Origin of the sequence: Actinomadura hibisca NBRC 15177 (assembly GCF_001552635.1) — a bacterium.
GTDB classification, from domain to species: Bacteria; Actinomycetota; Actinomycetes; order Streptosporangiales; family Streptosporangiaceae; genus Spirillospora; species Spirillospora hibisca.
Genome location: NZ_BCRO01000011.1, coordinates 262,433 through 277,503, shown reverse-complemented (window position 1 = coordinate 277,503; position 15,071 = coordinate 262,433). Strand labels below are relative to the sequence as shown.

The window sequence follows — 15,071 nt, the reverse complement described above, 5'->3', positions numbered from 1 at the left end:
CTTGACAACGGTCCCGCGAGCAGATGTGATCAGTGCTCACATGAATGTGTTCACTGATCACATTGGAGCGCGCATGGATCTGCGTCGCGGCGGCCGGGCCCGGGAGGCCGACGCCGAACTCCGCCCGAGCCAGGGGAGCGTCCCCGCGGACCTGGCCGGAACCCTCTACCGCAACGGTGCGGGCAACCACCTGTCCGACTACGTCATCGACGGGGACGGCCTGGTCAGCGCGGTGACGTTCGAGCCCGGCGCGCCGGTGCGCGTCCGCTCCCGCTACGTCCGCACCCCCTCCTACCGGGCCTCCCGCACCGCCCGGGACGGCGACGGGCCGCCGCTCCGGCTGGGCGGCTCCAACGCGGCGGGCGGCCGGCTCCGCAACATGTTGCTCCGCCCGGCCGCCTCGCAGGCCAACACGTCGGTGACGATGATCGACGGCAGGCTGCTGGCGCTCTGGGAGGGCGACCGGCCCTGGGAGCTGGACCCCGGCACGCTCGACACCCTCGGTCGTTGCGACCTCGGCGGCGCGCTGGAGCCGTCAGGACCCTTCGGCCGCCGGCTCGGCACGCCCTACTCGGCGCACCCGTGCTGGGACCCCGAGGCCGCCGAGTTGTGGAACTTCGGCTGCGTCTACGGCCCGCGCCCCCAGTTGGAGATCTACCGCTCCAGGCGGGGCCGTCCGACCGAGCACCTGCGCACGATCCGGCTGCCGCGCCGCTACATGGTCCACGACTTCGCCATGACGGCCACCCACCTGGTGTTCTGCCTCGGCCCCGTCATCCTCGACATGGCCGCCGTGGCGTCCGGCCGCGTCCCGGCGTTCCAGGCGATGCGCTGGCACGGCGACGAGGCCACGCGCATCCTGCTCGTCCCGCGCGCCGGCGGGCCGTTCCGCGTCGTGGAGACCGACCCGTGGTTCCAGTGGCACTTCGCCGGGGCCTACGACGACGGCGAGGACATCGTGTTCGACCTCGTCCGCTTCCGGTCCTGGACCGTCATGCACGAGGCCATCTCCAGCATGAGCCACCTCACCGACCCGGCCTGCCTCCCCGTCGGCCGCCTGTGGCGCTACCGCGTCGACGCCTCCGGCAAGGTCGAGTCGCACCAGCTCCACGCGCTGCCGCTGGAGTGGCCCACCATCGACCTGCGCCGGTCCACCACGGCGCACCGCAACGTCTACGGCGCGGCCGTCAGCGACGCGACCGGGGGCCTGTTCATGACGGCGGTCGCGCGCTACGACACCGAGCGCGGCGAAGCCGACGTCCACGACTACGGCCCCGGCCACCTGGTCAGCGAACCCCTCTTCGTGCCCCGCGCCGCCCAGCGGCTCGACGACCAGGGCTGGCTCATCGCCTACCAGACCCACCTCGCCACCGCGACGACGAACATCGTCATCTTCGACGCGCAGGCCGTCGCCGACGGCCCCGTCTGCACGCTGCCCGTCCCCGAAAGCCTCGGCCTCACCTTCCACGGGCAATGGATCCAACGCTCGACCGGCCACCCCCTCACCGCGTAGCGCGGCCCTTCCACCGAGGAGACCACGGCGCCCATGACCACCGAACACGACACCGGCCAGCAGCGGATCACCTCCTTCGAGCGCGACGGCCTGGTGTTCGACGTCGCCGACCAAGGACCGATCGGCGGGGACGTCGTCGTGCTGCTGCACGGCTTCCCCCAGACGTCCCGCTCCTGGGAGCGGCTCGCACCGCTGCTCCACGCGTCGGGATACCGCACGCTGGCACCCGACCAGCGTGGATATTCGCCCCGCGCGCGCCCGCGCGGGAGGTTCGCCTACCGCCTGTCCCAGCTCACCGAGGACGTCCTCGCCCTCATCCGGACGGCCGTGCCCGACGGCCGCAAGGTGCACGTCGTCGGGCACGACTGGGGCGCGTCGGTCGCCTGGACGCTCGCCGCCACCCGGCCCGACGTGGTGGCCACCGTGACCGCGCTGTCGGTCCCGCACCCCGCCGCGTTCATGCGCTCGCTGTTCACCAGCCGCCAGTGCCTGCTGTCCTGGTACATGTACCTCTTCCAGATCCCCTGGTTGCCCGAGCTGGTCCTGCGCGGGGTCGTCCGGCGGGCGAGGTCGCGGCTCATCGCCGGGCTGGCCACCGGTGGGCAGAGCGAGGCCAACGCCGCCAGGGACGTCGATCACCTGGTGGGTTCGGGGGCGCTGACCCCGGCGCTGCACTGGTACCGGGCCATGCCGTTCAACTCGCCGAAGCGGTTGGCCAGGGTCACGGTCCCGACCCTGTTCATCCGGAGCGACGAGGACCCGGCGCTGAGCCGTGCCGGGGCCGAGCTGACGCGCAGGTTCGTGACGGGCCCGTACGCCTTCCACACGCTGATCGGCTTCGGGCACTGGATTCCGGAGCAGGCCGCCGACGAGGTGGCCGAACTCCTGCGCGGCCACCTGGCCCGCTGACGGATTCCGCAAACGCTAAGGAGAACGGCTCGTCTCATCGCATCTGCGACCCCATTTAGGCCATAGTGCCGCATATAAGTGTGGAAGCCTTCCGCTCCGGGAACACTGGGCGGGAGGCTTCACATCGTTCGCAGCCTTGAGGCGAGGGGTCATCGATGCCGTCCACGATCGACAGGACCGGACTGCTCATCTCCACCACGGCACACCCCGCCGACCCCGCCCGGTCCACCCGCGCCTTCACCATGGACGACCTGCGGGACATGCCCCAGCGCGAGGCCGCCGTCACCTTCTCCTGCCGCCGGTCAGGAAGCAGACGCCACCACTTCACCGGCCCGCTCCTGGCCGACCTCGCGGCACGGGCCACCGCCATCCCGCCCGACCGCAGGGACCGCCTGCGCACCCTCATCACCGTGCACGGCGGCGACGGCCACAGCACCCTGCTCGCCTGGGCCGAACTCGACCCCGAGTTCGCCGCCACCCGCGTCCTGATCGCGGTGACGCGGGACGGCCGCGTCCTCGACGGCGAAGGACCTCAGCTCGTCGTCCCCGGCGACCACTGCGGCGCTCGCAACATCAGCGGGATCACCACCATCCACCTGTGCCTCGACGCCGCGCGCCCGAGGCGTCCAGGAGATCTCTGACGGCCTGGAGGACGGCGTCGGGGTGCTCCTGGTGAAGCCAGCCGTGCCCGGCGTCGAGCAGGCGGTGCTGCCCGCGCGGCACGGAGGCGGCGAGTCGCGCGTGCAGCTTCGTCTTGAGGTCGTTGATCTGCCGGAGCGTCTGGTCGGCCCACAGGTGCGCCTGGGTGTCGTCATGCCCGAGCGCGGTCAGGACGATCAGCGGCACGTCCGGGAGTTCCGGTCCCTGCCGTAGTTCTGCGGCGACCTGGTCGTAGAGGTTGCGGTCCTCCAGCAGCCCGGCCTTCCACGCGGCGGTGACGTGGTGGTCGATGAGCGGCTGCCGGACGTTCTCCGGCCAGGCGTCGAACATCGGCGCGATCTGGACGCGGGCCTGCTGTTCCTGTTCGGGCGTCAGTTCGGGGATCGGCTGGCGATGCATCTGCGCGAGCTGGTCGCGGGCTTGCTGGGGGCCGAGTTCGTACAGGTCCTCGTGGAAGGGATCCAGGAGAAGCAGCCCGGCCACGTCGTCAGGAAAGCGTTGAGCATAGTGCCGCGCGTAGGCCCCGCCCAGCGAGTGCCCCACCAGGATGTAAGGGGCGTCGATCTGAGCGACGCGCAGCAGGTCGCGTAGCTCGTCGGTGACGTCGGCGGCGGTGCGCGGCAGCTCGACGTGGTCGCTCCAGCCGGTGCCGCCCCGGTCGTAGAGAACGCTGCACGTCAGCTCCGCCACCCGATCGTGGACGGTGAGATAGTCCAAGCCGACCTGCCCGGCACCGGCCAGGAACACCACGGCCGGTCCGCCGGAGCCCGACCGGTGCAGCATCAGCCGCCGGTCCCGCACCTGGTGGCGGCTTCCCAGAGGCGGCGCGTTCCGATCTTCCGAAGCGAGGGACCCCATCACCACTCCTTGACCACGCGACGACCATTCGCAACTCTGCGAACGTTAGCAGATGTGCGATCATTCGGCGTGTGGACACCTTGGAACTGCTCGCCCATCCCGTGCGGCTGCGCATCGTCCAGGCCATGGCGGGCGGGCGGGTCCTCACCACCGCCCAGCTGGCCGACCGCATCCCCGACGTGCACAAGGCCACCGTCTACCGGCACGTCGGCCTGCTCGCCGAGGGCGGTGTCCTGGAGGTGGCGGAGGAGCAGCGCGTGCGCGGAGCCGTGGAGCGCCGCTACCGGTTGCAGCAGGAACGCGCCTCCGTCGGCCCCGACACGATCGCGGCGATGTCGGCGGCCGACCATCGTCGCGCGTTCACCGCCGCCATGGCCGCGCTGCTCGCCGAGTTCACCGGTTACCTGGAGCACGACGGCGTCGATCCCGTCACGGACCTGGTGGGCTACCGGCAGCACGTGCTCTGGCTGAGCCCGCGCGAACGCGCCGAGTTGATCGGCAAGATGCGGGACGCGATCACGGACCACCTGTCGCATCCGCCGTCGCCCGACCGCGCGCCCCACCTGCTCAGCCCCATCCTGTTCCCGCTGGCCGAAACCGACGAACAGCCGCAGTGAACGCCTCGAACCCGCAGACATCGCTGTTTTTCTAGAGTTACCCGCTCTTGCCCCGCCGTGCCGCGCCTCTGTACGTTGCCAGAGAACACTGGCAACGTGAGGAGACGCGGTGCGTGGAGCGAAGCAGGTTCTGCTGTCGGTCGTGCTGGCGGCCGGAGTCGTCGTGGCGCCGATGCCCGCGCACGCCGCACCGCCGGACGGCTGGCGCGAGGTCGAGCCGCCGTTCCTGTGGCCGCGCCGGACGTTGGAGTTCGTGGAGGCGGCCGGGCCCCGGGACGTGTGGGTCGCCGGGGCGCAGGGGAAGGTCGGGATCCCGCAGCCGACCGGCGGGACCTACTGGACGCTCGGCAACCCCGTCGTCCGCCGCATGAAGGACGGTCGCTGGTACGAGTACCCGCTCGACGGCTGGCCCGGGTTCAGCGTGCTGACCGGCCTCTCGCAGTACGGCGACGACGTGTTCGTCACCGGCGCGCCCGACCTGCCGTACGTCGCCAGGTTCGACGGGACGCGCTTCCGGCCCGTCCCGCTGCCCGCCGGTGTGCGGCGCGTGGAGGTGCGGACCGGGCCGGGCGGCACCTGGGCGGTCGCGGGCAAGTGGGCGGACCGTTCCCTGCTGCGTCTGGTCAACGGTGCCTTCCAGAAGGTGGACCTGCCCGCCGACCACCTCCTGCACGACGTCGTGGCCGTCGGGCCGTCCGACGTCTGGGCGGTCGGCCGCCGAACCGTGGGCGAGGAGACGGTGCCGGCGGCGGTGCACTGGGACGGTAAGACGTGGAAGTCGTTCCCGGTGCCCGAACTGTGGCTCAACGACTCGCTCGCGCAGGTCTCCGTCACGACGTCCGGCGAGGTGTGGGCGACCGACGCGAGCCGCGACACCACGGGCGGCATCCAGAACCTGGTGCGCTGGACGGGCTCGGCCTGGGTCAAGGTGACGCCGCCGCCGGACGCCCACGGCTCGCTCACCTCCGACGGCTCCGGCCGCCTCGTGGTCGCGGGCCAGACCCCGACCGACCCGGACCCCGACTCGGGCCTGGGCACCGGCGCCCTGTTCCGCTGGACCGGCTCCGGCTGGCAGACGACCGAGTTCCCGTCCTCGCCCAAAACCCGGATCTGGGACGTCGACGGCGCACCCGGCACCTCCGCCCTGTGGGCGGTCGGCCACCGCGACCTGACGCCGGTGGTGCTGACGAACGCTCCCTAGCCTGGGGCGCTGGGAAGTGAGTACCGATGTGAGTATCTGCGCCCATATCGGATCGTCGCCCGTCCGCGAAGCTGACCGGCGTGACGAACTCGACCTCACCTCCCGTCGCCCCGCCGCACCGCATCGGCGTGGGGTCCGACTTCCTGCTCGCCATCTGCCTGGGCGTCCTTCAGGTGTTGGTGCTCGGGTGGTTCTGGTTCGGGGCGGGCATGGAGGGCTGGGCGCGGAGCTACGGTGACCCGCGCGGCCGGTACGGTCCGGCATGGGACCAGGCGGTCACGGCCACCATCGTCTGCGCGGGTCTTGGCCTGCTGGCGGCCGTGCTGCTGGCGTGGCGGCGGCGAGCCTGGGTGACCGTCGCGACCCAGGCACTGGCGGCGGCCGTGCTGATCGGTGTCGCCATGATGGGACACCACCAGGCGCACCCGCCGACTCCGGCCCCGACGCCTTCACCGAGCAGCGACGGACCGTACACCTCCTGCCGAGCCCCCGCCCACGAAGGCTGCGGCCCACGGCCCTAAGAAGCGGATCAGACCGAGCGTTCTGGGGCTCTTCAACCTGTGGCACGACGTTGTAGAAGTATTTGTCAGCCGACGTGATGCAACAGTGCTGTTTGGACCGTGATTCATTTGGTGGATGGTCGTTGGTCGGGGTGTGACGAGCTTTGAGGAGCGGCTGGTGCCTGACCAGCTGTGGGAGTTGCTCCAGGGCGTGGTGCCGCCTTCGCCGTCCCGACCCTAAGAGGGACGGTGAACGATCGGCGGGTCCTGGCAGACGGCGCATCGCCGTTTCGCCGAGTGGAGTGCTGCGCAAGTGTGGGAGCGGCTGCAGCGGGTGGTGCTGGACGAGTTCGGTGCTCGCGGGGAGCTAGATTGAGCGCGGTGCGTGATCGACTCGGTCAGTGTCCGTGCCGTCAAAGGGGCTTTGAGCGGGCCCAGCCCAGTCGACCGCGGCAAGCCCCGCTCCAAGATCCATTTGATCGTCGACTGCGTCGGACCGCCGTTGGCGGTGGGGATCTCGACGGCCAACGCCCACGACAATCAAGCCCTTCAGCCGTTGGTGCGCAGCATCCCGCCCATCCGCTTGCGCCGCGGTCCGCGTTGGCGCCGCCCTGGAAAACTGCACGGCGACAAGGGCGAAGCTTACGCTCACCTGCGAGGTTTCCTGCGCAAGCGTGGTATCACCGCACGGATTGCCTACCGGGACACCGAGTCCTCGCAGCGGCTGGATCGGCACCGCTGGGGCGTGGAACGCACGGTGTCATGGCTGGGCGGCTTTCGCCGTCGGCACCGCCACTACGAACGCAAACCCAAGCACTTCCTGCAGTACCCCCCGGGGACTACCATGCATGGACGCCGAGATGCGCGCCTTCATGCGCACCTCGATCAAGCTCTGACCGAGGTCTTCCCGGTGGACTCTCATGCCATCCGCGGATCGTACTCTTCGCACCAGCGATAAAGACTCCAGATCCTGCCCATCCATACGGATGGCCGAGCTGCGGGAGCTGGCAAGTCTCCTGCTAGGACACCGCTCAGCCGCTCAGTGTCGATCACATCAGCTAGAGCCCAATCCTGGTCGGCGATGAGGCGGAGCATCTGACGACGCAAGTATGCCTCGTGCGCCACGTTCAAGAGTGTTGGATACGACGCCTTCCTGCGCAACCTGACTCTGTCTGGAAGCGATCCGCAGAGAGCCTCACGCAGGATTCCCTTCTCAATGCCGTCGCAGGACTTCATGGAACCGGGAATGTTCCATGCGTATTCAACGAGGTCCTGGTCGCAGAAAGGCACGCGTGCTTCCACGCTCCTGGCCATGCTGGCCCGGTCCTTCCTTTCCAGTTGGCCAGGGAGGAATCTCGTCAGATCCAAATAGGACATCACCCGGGAGTTATGTTGCCGCAGGTCCTCACCTTCGACCCTCTCGACCTCTCGGACGGAGTCTGCGAAGTTCTGCGCGACGTACTCGTCGAGATCTATTTGCGCGGCGGCATCGGGGCGAATGAAGTTCCTGTTGAAACACAGATAGGGCTGCCAGGGAAAGGATTGGAGGGGGCTCGTGAGCGCCTCACAAAACCACGGATATCCTCCGAACAGCTCGTCGGCGCCCTCACCAGTGATGCACACCGGAAAGTTCTCGCTTATGCGACCAAACAAAAGGATCAACGAAGCATCCATGTCTCCGGTATCCGGCAAATCCCGTGCGGCCAGTGCAGACATTTCTGCGGCATGGATATCTGCAGAATTCAGAACGAACTCCGTATGTGACGTTCCGAGAAACCTGCAAATATCATGCACGTACGGCTTGTCAAGGTCGGGCCTGAAAGGCGTGGAGACAAAATCGCGTTCCGAGTCTTCGTAATCCAGGCTGAACGTATTAACGGGATAGGTCTTCTTCCAGTGCGTCAAGGCGATGGTCACAAGCCCACTTGAGTCGAGACCACCAGAAAGGAGGAAGGCGAGAGGAACATCGGCCGTCAATTGGCTTGAAATTGCTGTGTCAAGCAATTGACCCACCCGCGCCACTGTTTCTTTCGGACCATCTGTGTGACGGAGACTCCGCAAGCCCCAGTAAGCCGTCCGTCTGGTTGTGTCTCTCCGAAACACTATGAGTTCGCCAGGTTTCACCTCCTTGACCCCTCGGTATATGCCATGACCAGGAGACTTGTACGGCCAGAGACCCAGCAACTCGGCTAGGCCTTCTCGGTCTACGGCAGCTTCAACCAGAGGATGACCCAACAAGCCTTTTGGCTCCGATGAGAACAAAACCCCGTTCGAATACTCGTAATAGAAAAGGGGCTTGATTCCCAACGGGTCACGAACTAGTAGAAGCAGCTGTTCTCTGGAGTCCCAGAGCGCGAAGGAGAACATGCCTCTAAGCCTGAGTGGCATGGAGGTTCCCCACTCGATGTATCCTCGTAGGATTACTTCCGTATCGGACTCTGTCCTGAATGAATGGCCCAGTGAAATAAGAGTCCGGCGCAGTTCGCGATAGTTGTATATCTCTCCGCCGAAGGAGAGTGCTATCGGCCGCTCCTCGTCGGGAGACGAGAGCATTGGTTGGCTGGCGTGGCGTGGATCAATAACAGCAAGACGGCAGTGTCCCAATGACATGGTCGCGTCTTCCCAGACGTCGATGCCATCTGGGCCTCTTGACAACATCACCTGAACCATGTCTCTCACTAGAGGGAGTTTTGGTTGATCAGCGACCTGCCAGGTGAGCCAACCGGCTATGCCACACATGCGGCAAGCATAACCCGCTCAGCAATAGTCCGAATAACGGTCTCACCAAAATTACTGTATCGGTGACTGAGCCTTTTTCATCCTCGGTTGGTCGGGCGATCGACTGAGGCGCCGAGGCGGTGACAGGAGGGCATCAGAGCATGAGGAAACCCCTGGTAGAGAGGTTGAACGACCAAGAACCACCATCTCCACCAGAGGTTCCATGTGCAGTTCTACCGTGCCGCGCTGCCGTTGTCGCGTTCGACCCTGGACTACCTGGCCAGTATGGTGCGGCGGCACCGCGCCAAGATCAGCACCCGCTGGCGGCGGCTGCACCCCGGCCGACAGGCATTGCTGGTGCTGATCTACCTGCACAAGGGCGAGACCTACGCCGAGATGGCCGCCCGTGCGCCCAAACTCCGTGCGGTGTTGCGCAAGGCCGCCGCGGACGGGCACCCCTACCTGGTCGTGGACGGCACGCTGATCCTGATCGACCGGGTCAAGGCCGATCGGCCGTTCTACTCGGGCAAGCACAAGAGACACGGCATGAACCTGCAGGTCATCGCCACCCCCGAAGGAGACATCGTATGGGTGTCGGGGGCGCTGCCCGGCAGCACCCACGACCTTGCGGCCGTGCGGATCTGGAGTGTGCTGCGCGAACTGGAGGCCGCCGGGCTAGTGGTGCTGGCTGACAAGGGCTACCACGGCGTCAAGGAGCTGGTCACGCCCTACAAGGGCAAGGGCAAGCCGCCGTCCCAGAAGGACGCCAACCGGGCCCACGCCAGGCTGCGCGGCCCAGGCGAACGTGCCAACGCCCAACTCAAGTCCTGGCGCGTCCTGCGCAAACTGCGCTGCTGCCCCTGGAAGGCCGAGCTGCTGGCCAAAGCCATCCACCTCCTACAGGTCCGCGGGCTTCAGGCCACATGAGGATGAAAAGCGCTCACTGTATGGTGCCTGTGGGGCAGGATGGTGCTTTTGCGGCCAGAGCGACGAGCCAAGTAGGCGTCAACAGCCTTGTGGCTTTTGCTCCGCGACCTTAGCCTGGGGAAGTGTCGACTAACAGCACGGGTCTTACGCCGCCCCGGCAACTGCCAGCGGATGCTGCTGTTTTCGTCGGACGCGAGCGTGAGTTGGGGCAGTTGAGTCGGCTCTTGGATGTAGCGCAAGAGCATAAATCGGCCCGGATGGCTGTCGTCTCGGCGCTCGCTGGCACAGGTGGTATCGGCAAAACGTGCGTGGCCCTCCACTGGGCCCACCAAAATGCTGAAATCTTCCCGGATGGACAGTTATATGTAAATCTCCGGGGATACGGGCCGACAGAATCTCCGCGGGATCCCGGCGATGTGCTCGGTGACTTTCTTCGCGCTCTCGGAATAGGGCCTGCGATGCTTCCGGATTCGGCAGAATCGCGAGCTGCGATGTTCCGTACTCTCGTTTCGGACAGGCGCATGCTCATCGTCCTCGACAATGCTCGCACTGCGGCTCAGGTCCGTCCGCTGCTTCCAGGGGCCGGCAACTGCTTTGTGCTGATCACCAGTAGAGATTCACTGACGAGCCTCGTTGTCCGCGATGACGCGTATCGAATCGATCTCGACGCCTTTGATATGGCAGATTCCATCGACTTGATCAAACGGACGCTGGCCCAATCGGCACATGATGGCGACGAAGAAATTCTGATGAACCTCGCCGATCTCTGCGGCAGATTGCCCTTGGCGCTCCGCATCGCAACGGAGAGGATTTCATCGGATCGTTCGTACAGTCTTGAAGATTTAGTCGAATCCCTGAGTATGGAACGGGACCGACTTGATATCCTTGCCACGCCGGACAACGATTCGACCACCGCGATGAAGAGTGTCTTCGACTGGTCGTACAAGGCGCTTCCCATCGAAATAGCGCGAATATTTCGCATTTGCTCTCTGCATCCAGGTCCGCATTTTAATGTTGGGGCTGCTGCGGCGCTCTCTGGTGTATCCGTGCGCGAAGTGGAGAGATCCCTGGAGGCTCTCATTTCGGCTAGCCTGCTGGAAAGAAATGGGTATGCAAAGACCTATCATTTCCACGACCTCGTACGGATCTTCGCTCAGCACTGCCTTATGAAGGACGAGACAGCGGCGGATCTCGGCGAGAGCCGGAGGCGCGAATGCTTGTGGTACGTCAATGCGACCGATGCTGCCAACCGTAAGCTCTCTCCTCATCGGACTCCCATTGACCTCAGGGGTTTGCCGTCAGCTGTGCCGGTTGAGGGGATCTCCACATTTGAGGATGCCCTCAGGTGGTTCGAATTTGAACGACTGAACCTGATGGGAGTACTCAAATGCGCGGAACTGTCTGAGATGTTCGACGTGGTCTGGAAGATGGCGACCGCCGCGTGGAGCTACTACGACTTGCGGAAGTACCTTCCGGATTGGATCGACAGTCACGAGCTGGGTCTCAACTGCGCCCGGCGAATCGGTGACGTGCGCGGTGAATGTCGCGTCCGTGACAATCTGGGAATAGCCTATCGCGAGGCCGGCCGCCTGGAAGATGCCGCCGAATGCCTTGAACGTGCCCTCGAGCAGTGGCGCTCAACCGGGTTCACCTATGGAGAGGCTGCCACCCTAGACAATCTGGGGTGCGTCTACCTAGAAGTCGGCGATCTCGATCGCGCCCAGGGGTATCTTGAAAGTGCAATTCTCCTAAATCGCCGGATCGATGACCGATGGGGAGAGGCCCGGGTGATGAACAACATCGGACGAGTATTTCTGAAGCGGAGTAACGGTGAGGAAGCCGAGTTGCGTTTTGCGGAGTCTGCAAGTGTGTATCGCCAGCTGAACGACATCGTAGGTGAGGCGCGGGTAGTCTCGAATTGGGGCCGAGCCCTCACCTTGGTTCAAGATCACGAGAGGGCTGCCGCGAAGTTCTCCTACAGTCTTGGTCTGCAGCGACGGGTGGGAGATCGCCACGGAGAAGCAGAAACACTGAGGTGTTTCGCGGAGCTTTCGATGCAACAGGGCGATATTCCGTACGCTATGGAACAGCTTAAGCAGTCGATGATTATTTTTCGAGAACTGGGAGACCCGCAGGAAGAGACCATCAGAAGACGTCTCGATGAGCTGATCGGGATGTATTCCAGCAGCGTGCAGTAGGCGGACTTATGTCCTGTCTCGGAAGATCAGTTTCAGGAGACGCCAAGCGCGGCGACGGCGGTCGGGCTCCTTTGAGAACAGATAGATGGAAGCTAGTCCGAACAGTCCGAGGGAAAGAATGATGGGTATCACTGTATAGACTTGCATCATTGGGTGACCTTTCGACGGTTGAGGTGATCTGATGTGGTCTTAATGCAAGTCTCAGCTTCCGAAGAAGGCCGCTTACAACCTGTTACAGGGACTTACGAATCTTTACGGACAGATACAGTTTCCCGCGTGAAGGTCGGTGGAGACGTTGAAAAGTCCGCTGGAGGAATTGAGGCACCGGATACAACGTCTCTACCGCAAGTCAGGAGAACCGAGCACCAGAGATATATCCGCTCGCACTCACAAGGCGATCAGCCACACGACGGTCGCTTCTGTTCTCAAGTGTCGTACGCTTCCCCGATGGGGTCAGGTAGAACTCGTGGTGGAGGCCCTCGCCGGAGCATCGGGGGTGGAAGAATTCAGGCAGCTCTGGGTGGCGGCGAGAGATGCCACAGATACGAGCGCCGAGGCTTCGTCGGCTGACACCACCTTCGGAGAAGTCGTACTCCGAGGTCACACTGACGCAGTGAACGCGCTCTCGTTCTCGCCTGATTCCACTCTCCTCGCCAGTGCAGGAGAGGACGGCCTGGTCCAACTGTGGGACGTGGTTTTGGGCACTCCGGCCCATCGCCTTCGGGATGGGTCGACTGCCGCAGTGAATGCGGTCGCCTTTTCGCCGGCAGGGGACTTCCTCGCCTGCTCGACGGAGGACGGGTCCATCTTGCTCTGGGATTTACCGGCGGCCACCACACTGGCGCGTGAGCTGACTGGGCATGCGGCCAGCACGTACGGCTTGTCCTTCTCTCCCGATGGGCGGTTGCTGGCCAGTGTCAGCCACGATCAAACACTGCGGCTGTGGCACATGCCCACGGGAACCCAGTTTGGCGAACCCCTCGCGGGTCACGAAGGAACGATCTATGGCGTCGCCTTTTCTCGTAGTGGTGAAATGGTGGCCACCTCCAGCTATGACAACACCATTGGCCTCTGGGATCCAACCTCCGGTGTACTCATCGGAAGCCGGCTGGTAGGACACACGGCGAGCGTTCACACAGTGGCCTTCTCTCCCATTGAGCGCCTTCTGGCCAGCGTCGGCCATGACGGAGCAGTGTGGATCTGGGACCTAATGACGAATCCAGTTGCGGGAACCCTGCTGACTCACCACGTCGGAGGTGCCTACGCGATTGCGTTTTCCCCCAATGGACGCTTGCTGGCAACCGGCGGCTACCACTCAGCGGTTCGGCTATGGGAGATCCGCACGCGAAAGCTCGTCCGCGAGATCTCCATCAGAGAGATGGCCGGGGTCAACGCCTTAGCCTTCTCTCCCGAGGGGCGCCTGCTTGCCTTAGCGTGCGCTGACGGTGCCATCGGCCTTTCGGCCGTTACTGGCTCCCATCTTGGATTATGATCAATTGCTGACGGCCGGTCAGCCTGGGGTATGCTCCAATCGCGCAAGATCGACAAGCACGACTCGTGAGCCAGGACGGTGACCGGCAAAGTCACGCAGCATGCCTGACGGCTCGATGATGTACTTCTAGGTTTGGCTCGATCTCTTCATCGGCGAGGCCAAGAAATTCCACATCGACAAATCCCCCTCTAGGGTCCATCTCCGTGGGCGGCTCTCTCACCAAGGCCTTGGGAACCGATCAAGAGCTGATCGCGAGAACCGAAGCGGGCCATGACGGGCTGGAATCTGCTGCTGCGGAGCCGGCTGGCCCAGCCCGACGAGGACCGGGGCGCGTTCGCCCAGCGGCGGATCCAGCGGACCGACTACCCCCTGATGCGCAGCAAGCCGCTGCGCGACCTGGTCGTCTTCGACGCCTACGCGGGCTCGCAGTACTCCTGCAGCCCGCGGGCGCTCTACGAGAAGATGCAGGAGATCCGTCCCGACCTGGAATTCGCCTGGGCGTCGAAGGACGGCCTCTTCCACGTGCCGGGCAACGCGCAGGTGGTCTACAACAACACGCGCGAGCACTACCAGGCGCTGGCCGACGCGCGTTACATCGTCGGCAACTTCGGCGTCCCGCACTGGTTCGTCAAGCGGCCCGACCAGCGCTACCTGCAGACCTGGCACGGCACGCCGCTCAAGCGCATCGGCCACGACCTGCGGGAGATGTCGTTCCGCCGCACCGAGTCGCTGGACTGGATGGACCACGAGATCCCGGCCTGGGACGCGCTGGTGTCGCCCAACCCGTTCACCAGCGAGGTCCTGCGGCGGGCGTTCCGGTACGACGGCGCCATCCTGGAGACCGGGTATCCGCGCAACGACATCCTCAACAGCCCCGAGCGCGCCGCCATCGCCGAAAGCGTGCGGGCACGGCTGGGCATCCCCCGGGACAAGAAGGTCGTGCTGTACGCGCCGACCTGGCGCGACGACCACCACACCGCACCCGGCAAGCGGGGCTTCTCGCTGGAGCTGGATTTGGCCCGGGCCCGGCAGACGCTGGGGGAGGACTACGTCATCCTGGTCCGCGCCCACTACCTGATCACCGACCGCACCTGGTCCCAGCGGGACGGCTCGGTGATCGACGTGTCCGGCTACCCCGACATCGCCGATCTGTACCTGCTCGCCGACATGCTGGTCACCGACTACTCCTCAGCCATGTTCGACTTCGCCGTCACCGGCAAGCCCCAGCTGTTCTTCACCTACGACCTGGAGGCCTACCGCGACACCGTGCGCGGCTTCTACTTCGACTTCGAGGCACAGGCCCCCGGCCCGCTGCTGCGCACCTCCGAGGAGGTCTTCGACGCGATCCGCCACGTCGACGACCGCGCCCCCGAGCACGCCGCCGCCTACGCGGCGTTCGTCGAGCGCTACTGCCCCTACGACGACGGACACGCTTCCGAACGCGTCATCAAGGCGTTCTTCGAGTCCGCCGAATGACG

12 protein-coding genes and 1 pseudogene are annotated in these 15,071 nt (G+C 65.2%); 11 read left to right on the top strand and 2 right to left on the bottom strand.

Translation table 11 applies throughout. The features are described from left to right. The first annotated feature begins 73 nt into the window (after positions 1-73). From AH6_RS05595 to AH6_RS05585, 3 genes are all read left to right on the top strand, one after another. Entirely contained in the window at positions 74-1,513 is a 1,440-nt protein-coding gene (locus AH6_RS05595; RefSeq protein WP_067474565.1) for a carotenoid oxygenase family protein, read from the top strand. A 33-nt stretch (positions 1,514-1,546) separates the two neighbouring features. Beyond that, the gene (locus AH6_RS05590; RefSeq protein WP_067474562.1) at positions 1,547-2,422 is read left to right on the top strand and encodes an alpha/beta fold hydrolase; all 876 of its coding nucleotides are present in this window, start codon (positions 1,547-1,549) and stop codon (positions 2,420-2,422) included. A gap of 155 nt (positions 2,423-2,577) precedes the next feature. After that, positions 2,578-3,063 carry a molybdopterin-binding protein gene (locus AH6_RS05585; protein WP_067474559.1) on the top strand — a complete coding sequence of 162 codons (486 nt, stop codon included), beginning with the start codon at positions 2,578-2,580 and terminating at the stop codon, positions 3,061-3,063. Here the strand turns inward: AH6_RS05585 and AH6_RS05580 are convergent. Further along, entirely contained in the window at positions 3,005-3,940 is a 936-nt protein-coding gene (locus tag AH6_RS05580; RefSeq protein WP_067474556.1) for an alpha/beta fold hydrolase, read from the bottom strand. The two genes, AH6_RS05585 and AH6_RS05580, sit on opposite strands and share 59 nt — an antisense overlap. Before the next feature lie 71 nt (positions 3,941-4,011). Between AH6_RS05580 and AH6_RS05575 the strand changes: the two genes are divergently transcribed. The 4 genes and pseudogenes from AH6_RS05575 to AH6_RS43455 form a co-directional block, all read left to right on the top strand. Further along, positions 4,012-4,557: a helix-turn-helix domain-containing protein gene (locus AH6_RS05575; RefSeq protein WP_067474553.1), complete on the top strand. Its 546-nt coding sequence runs from the start codon at positions 4,012-4,014 to the stop codon at positions 4,555-4,557. A gap of 109 nt (positions 4,558-4,666) precedes the next feature. Next, positions 4,667-5,758, top strand: a complete 1,092-nt coding sequence (locus tag AH6_RS05570) for a hypothetical protein (RefSeq protein ID WP_067474550.1) — start codon at positions 4,667-4,669, stop codon at positions 5,756-5,758. A gap of 80 nt (positions 5,759-5,838) precedes the next feature. Continuing rightward, complete coding sequence (locus AH6_RS05565; RefSeq protein ID WP_157431285.1) at positions 5,839-6,279, top strand: DUF6234 family protein; 441 nt, start codon at positions 5,839-5,841, stop codon at positions 6,277-6,279. A 115-nt stretch (positions 6,280-6,394) separates the two neighbouring features. Further along, positions 6,395-7,087: pseudogene (locus AH6_RS43455) on the top strand (IS5 family transposase); the annotation flags it as partial. 89 nt (positions 7,088-7,176) lie between these two features. Here the strand turns inward: AH6_RS43455 and asnB are convergent. Further along, on the bottom strand, positions 7,177-8,997 hold the full coding sequence (asnB, locus tag AH6_RS05560) for an asparagine synthase (glutamine-hydrolyzing) (RefSeq protein ID WP_067474544.1): 1,821 nt from the start codon (positions 8,995-8,997) through the stop codon (positions 7,177-7,179). Positions 8,998-9,261: 264 nt separating this feature from the next. Between asnB and AH6_RS05555 the strand changes: the two genes are divergently transcribed. The 4 genes from AH6_RS05555 (at position 9,262) to AH6_RS05550 (ending at position 15,069) form a co-directional block, all read left to right on the top strand. Further along, positions 9,262-9,903: an HARBI1 family protein gene (locus tag AH6_RS05555; protein WP_373861739.1), complete on the top strand. Its 642-nt coding sequence runs from the start codon at positions 9,262-9,264 to the stop codon at positions 9,901-9,903. 122 nt (positions 9,904-10,025) lie between these two features. Continuing rightward, entirely contained in the window at positions 10,026-12,101 is a 2,076-nt protein-coding gene (locus tag AH6_RS42145; protein WP_157431284.1) for an ATP-binding protein, read from the top strand. Between the two features lie 286 nt (positions 12,102-12,387). After that, complete coding sequence (locus AH6_RS42140) at positions 12,388-13,593, top strand: WD40 repeat domain-containing protein (RefSeq protein ID WP_083982246.1); 1,206 nt, start codon at positions 12,388-12,390, stop codon at positions 13,591-13,593. A 270-nt stretch (positions 13,594-13,863) separates the two neighbouring features. Continuing rightward, positions 13,864-15,069, top strand: a complete 1,206-nt coding sequence (locus AH6_RS05550; protein ID WP_067474537.1) for a CDP-glycerol glycerophosphotransferase family protein — start codon at positions 13,864-13,866, stop codon at positions 15,067-15,069. Positions 15,070-15,071: the final 2 nt, after the last annotated feature.

What these genes read in the sequence shown, in the direction of transcription:
- AH6_RS05590 (WP_067474562.1), top strand. Translation starts at nt 1,547, where the DNA reads ATGACCACCGAACACGACACCGGCCAGCAGCGGATCACCTCCTTCGAG.
- AH6_RS05585 (WP_067474559.1), top strand. Translation starts at nt 2,578, where the DNA reads ATGCCGTCCACGATCGACAGGACCGGACTGCTCATCTCCACCACGGCA.
- AH6_RS05595 (WP_067474565.1), top strand. Translation starts at nt 74, where the DNA reads ATGGATCTGCGTCGCGGCGGCCGGGCCCGGGAGGCCGACGCCGAACTC.
- AH6_RS05550 (WP_067474537.1), top strand. Translation starts at nt 13,864, where the DNA reads ATGACGGGCTGGAATCTGCTGCTGCGGAGCCGGCTGGCCCAGCCCGAC.
- asnB (WP_067474544.1), bottom strand. Translation starts at nt 8,997, where the DNA reads ATGTGTGGCATAGCCGGTTGGCTCACCTGGCAGGTCGCTGATCAACCA.
- AH6_RS05580 (WP_067474556.1), bottom strand. Translation starts at nt 3,940, where the DNA reads ATGGGGTCCCTCGCTTCGGAAGATCGGAACGCGCCGCCTCTGGGAAGC.
- AH6_RS05555 (WP_373861739.1), top strand. Translation starts at nt 9,262, where the DNA reads ATGGTGCGGCGGCACCGCGCCAAGATCAGCACCCGCTGGCGGCGGCTG.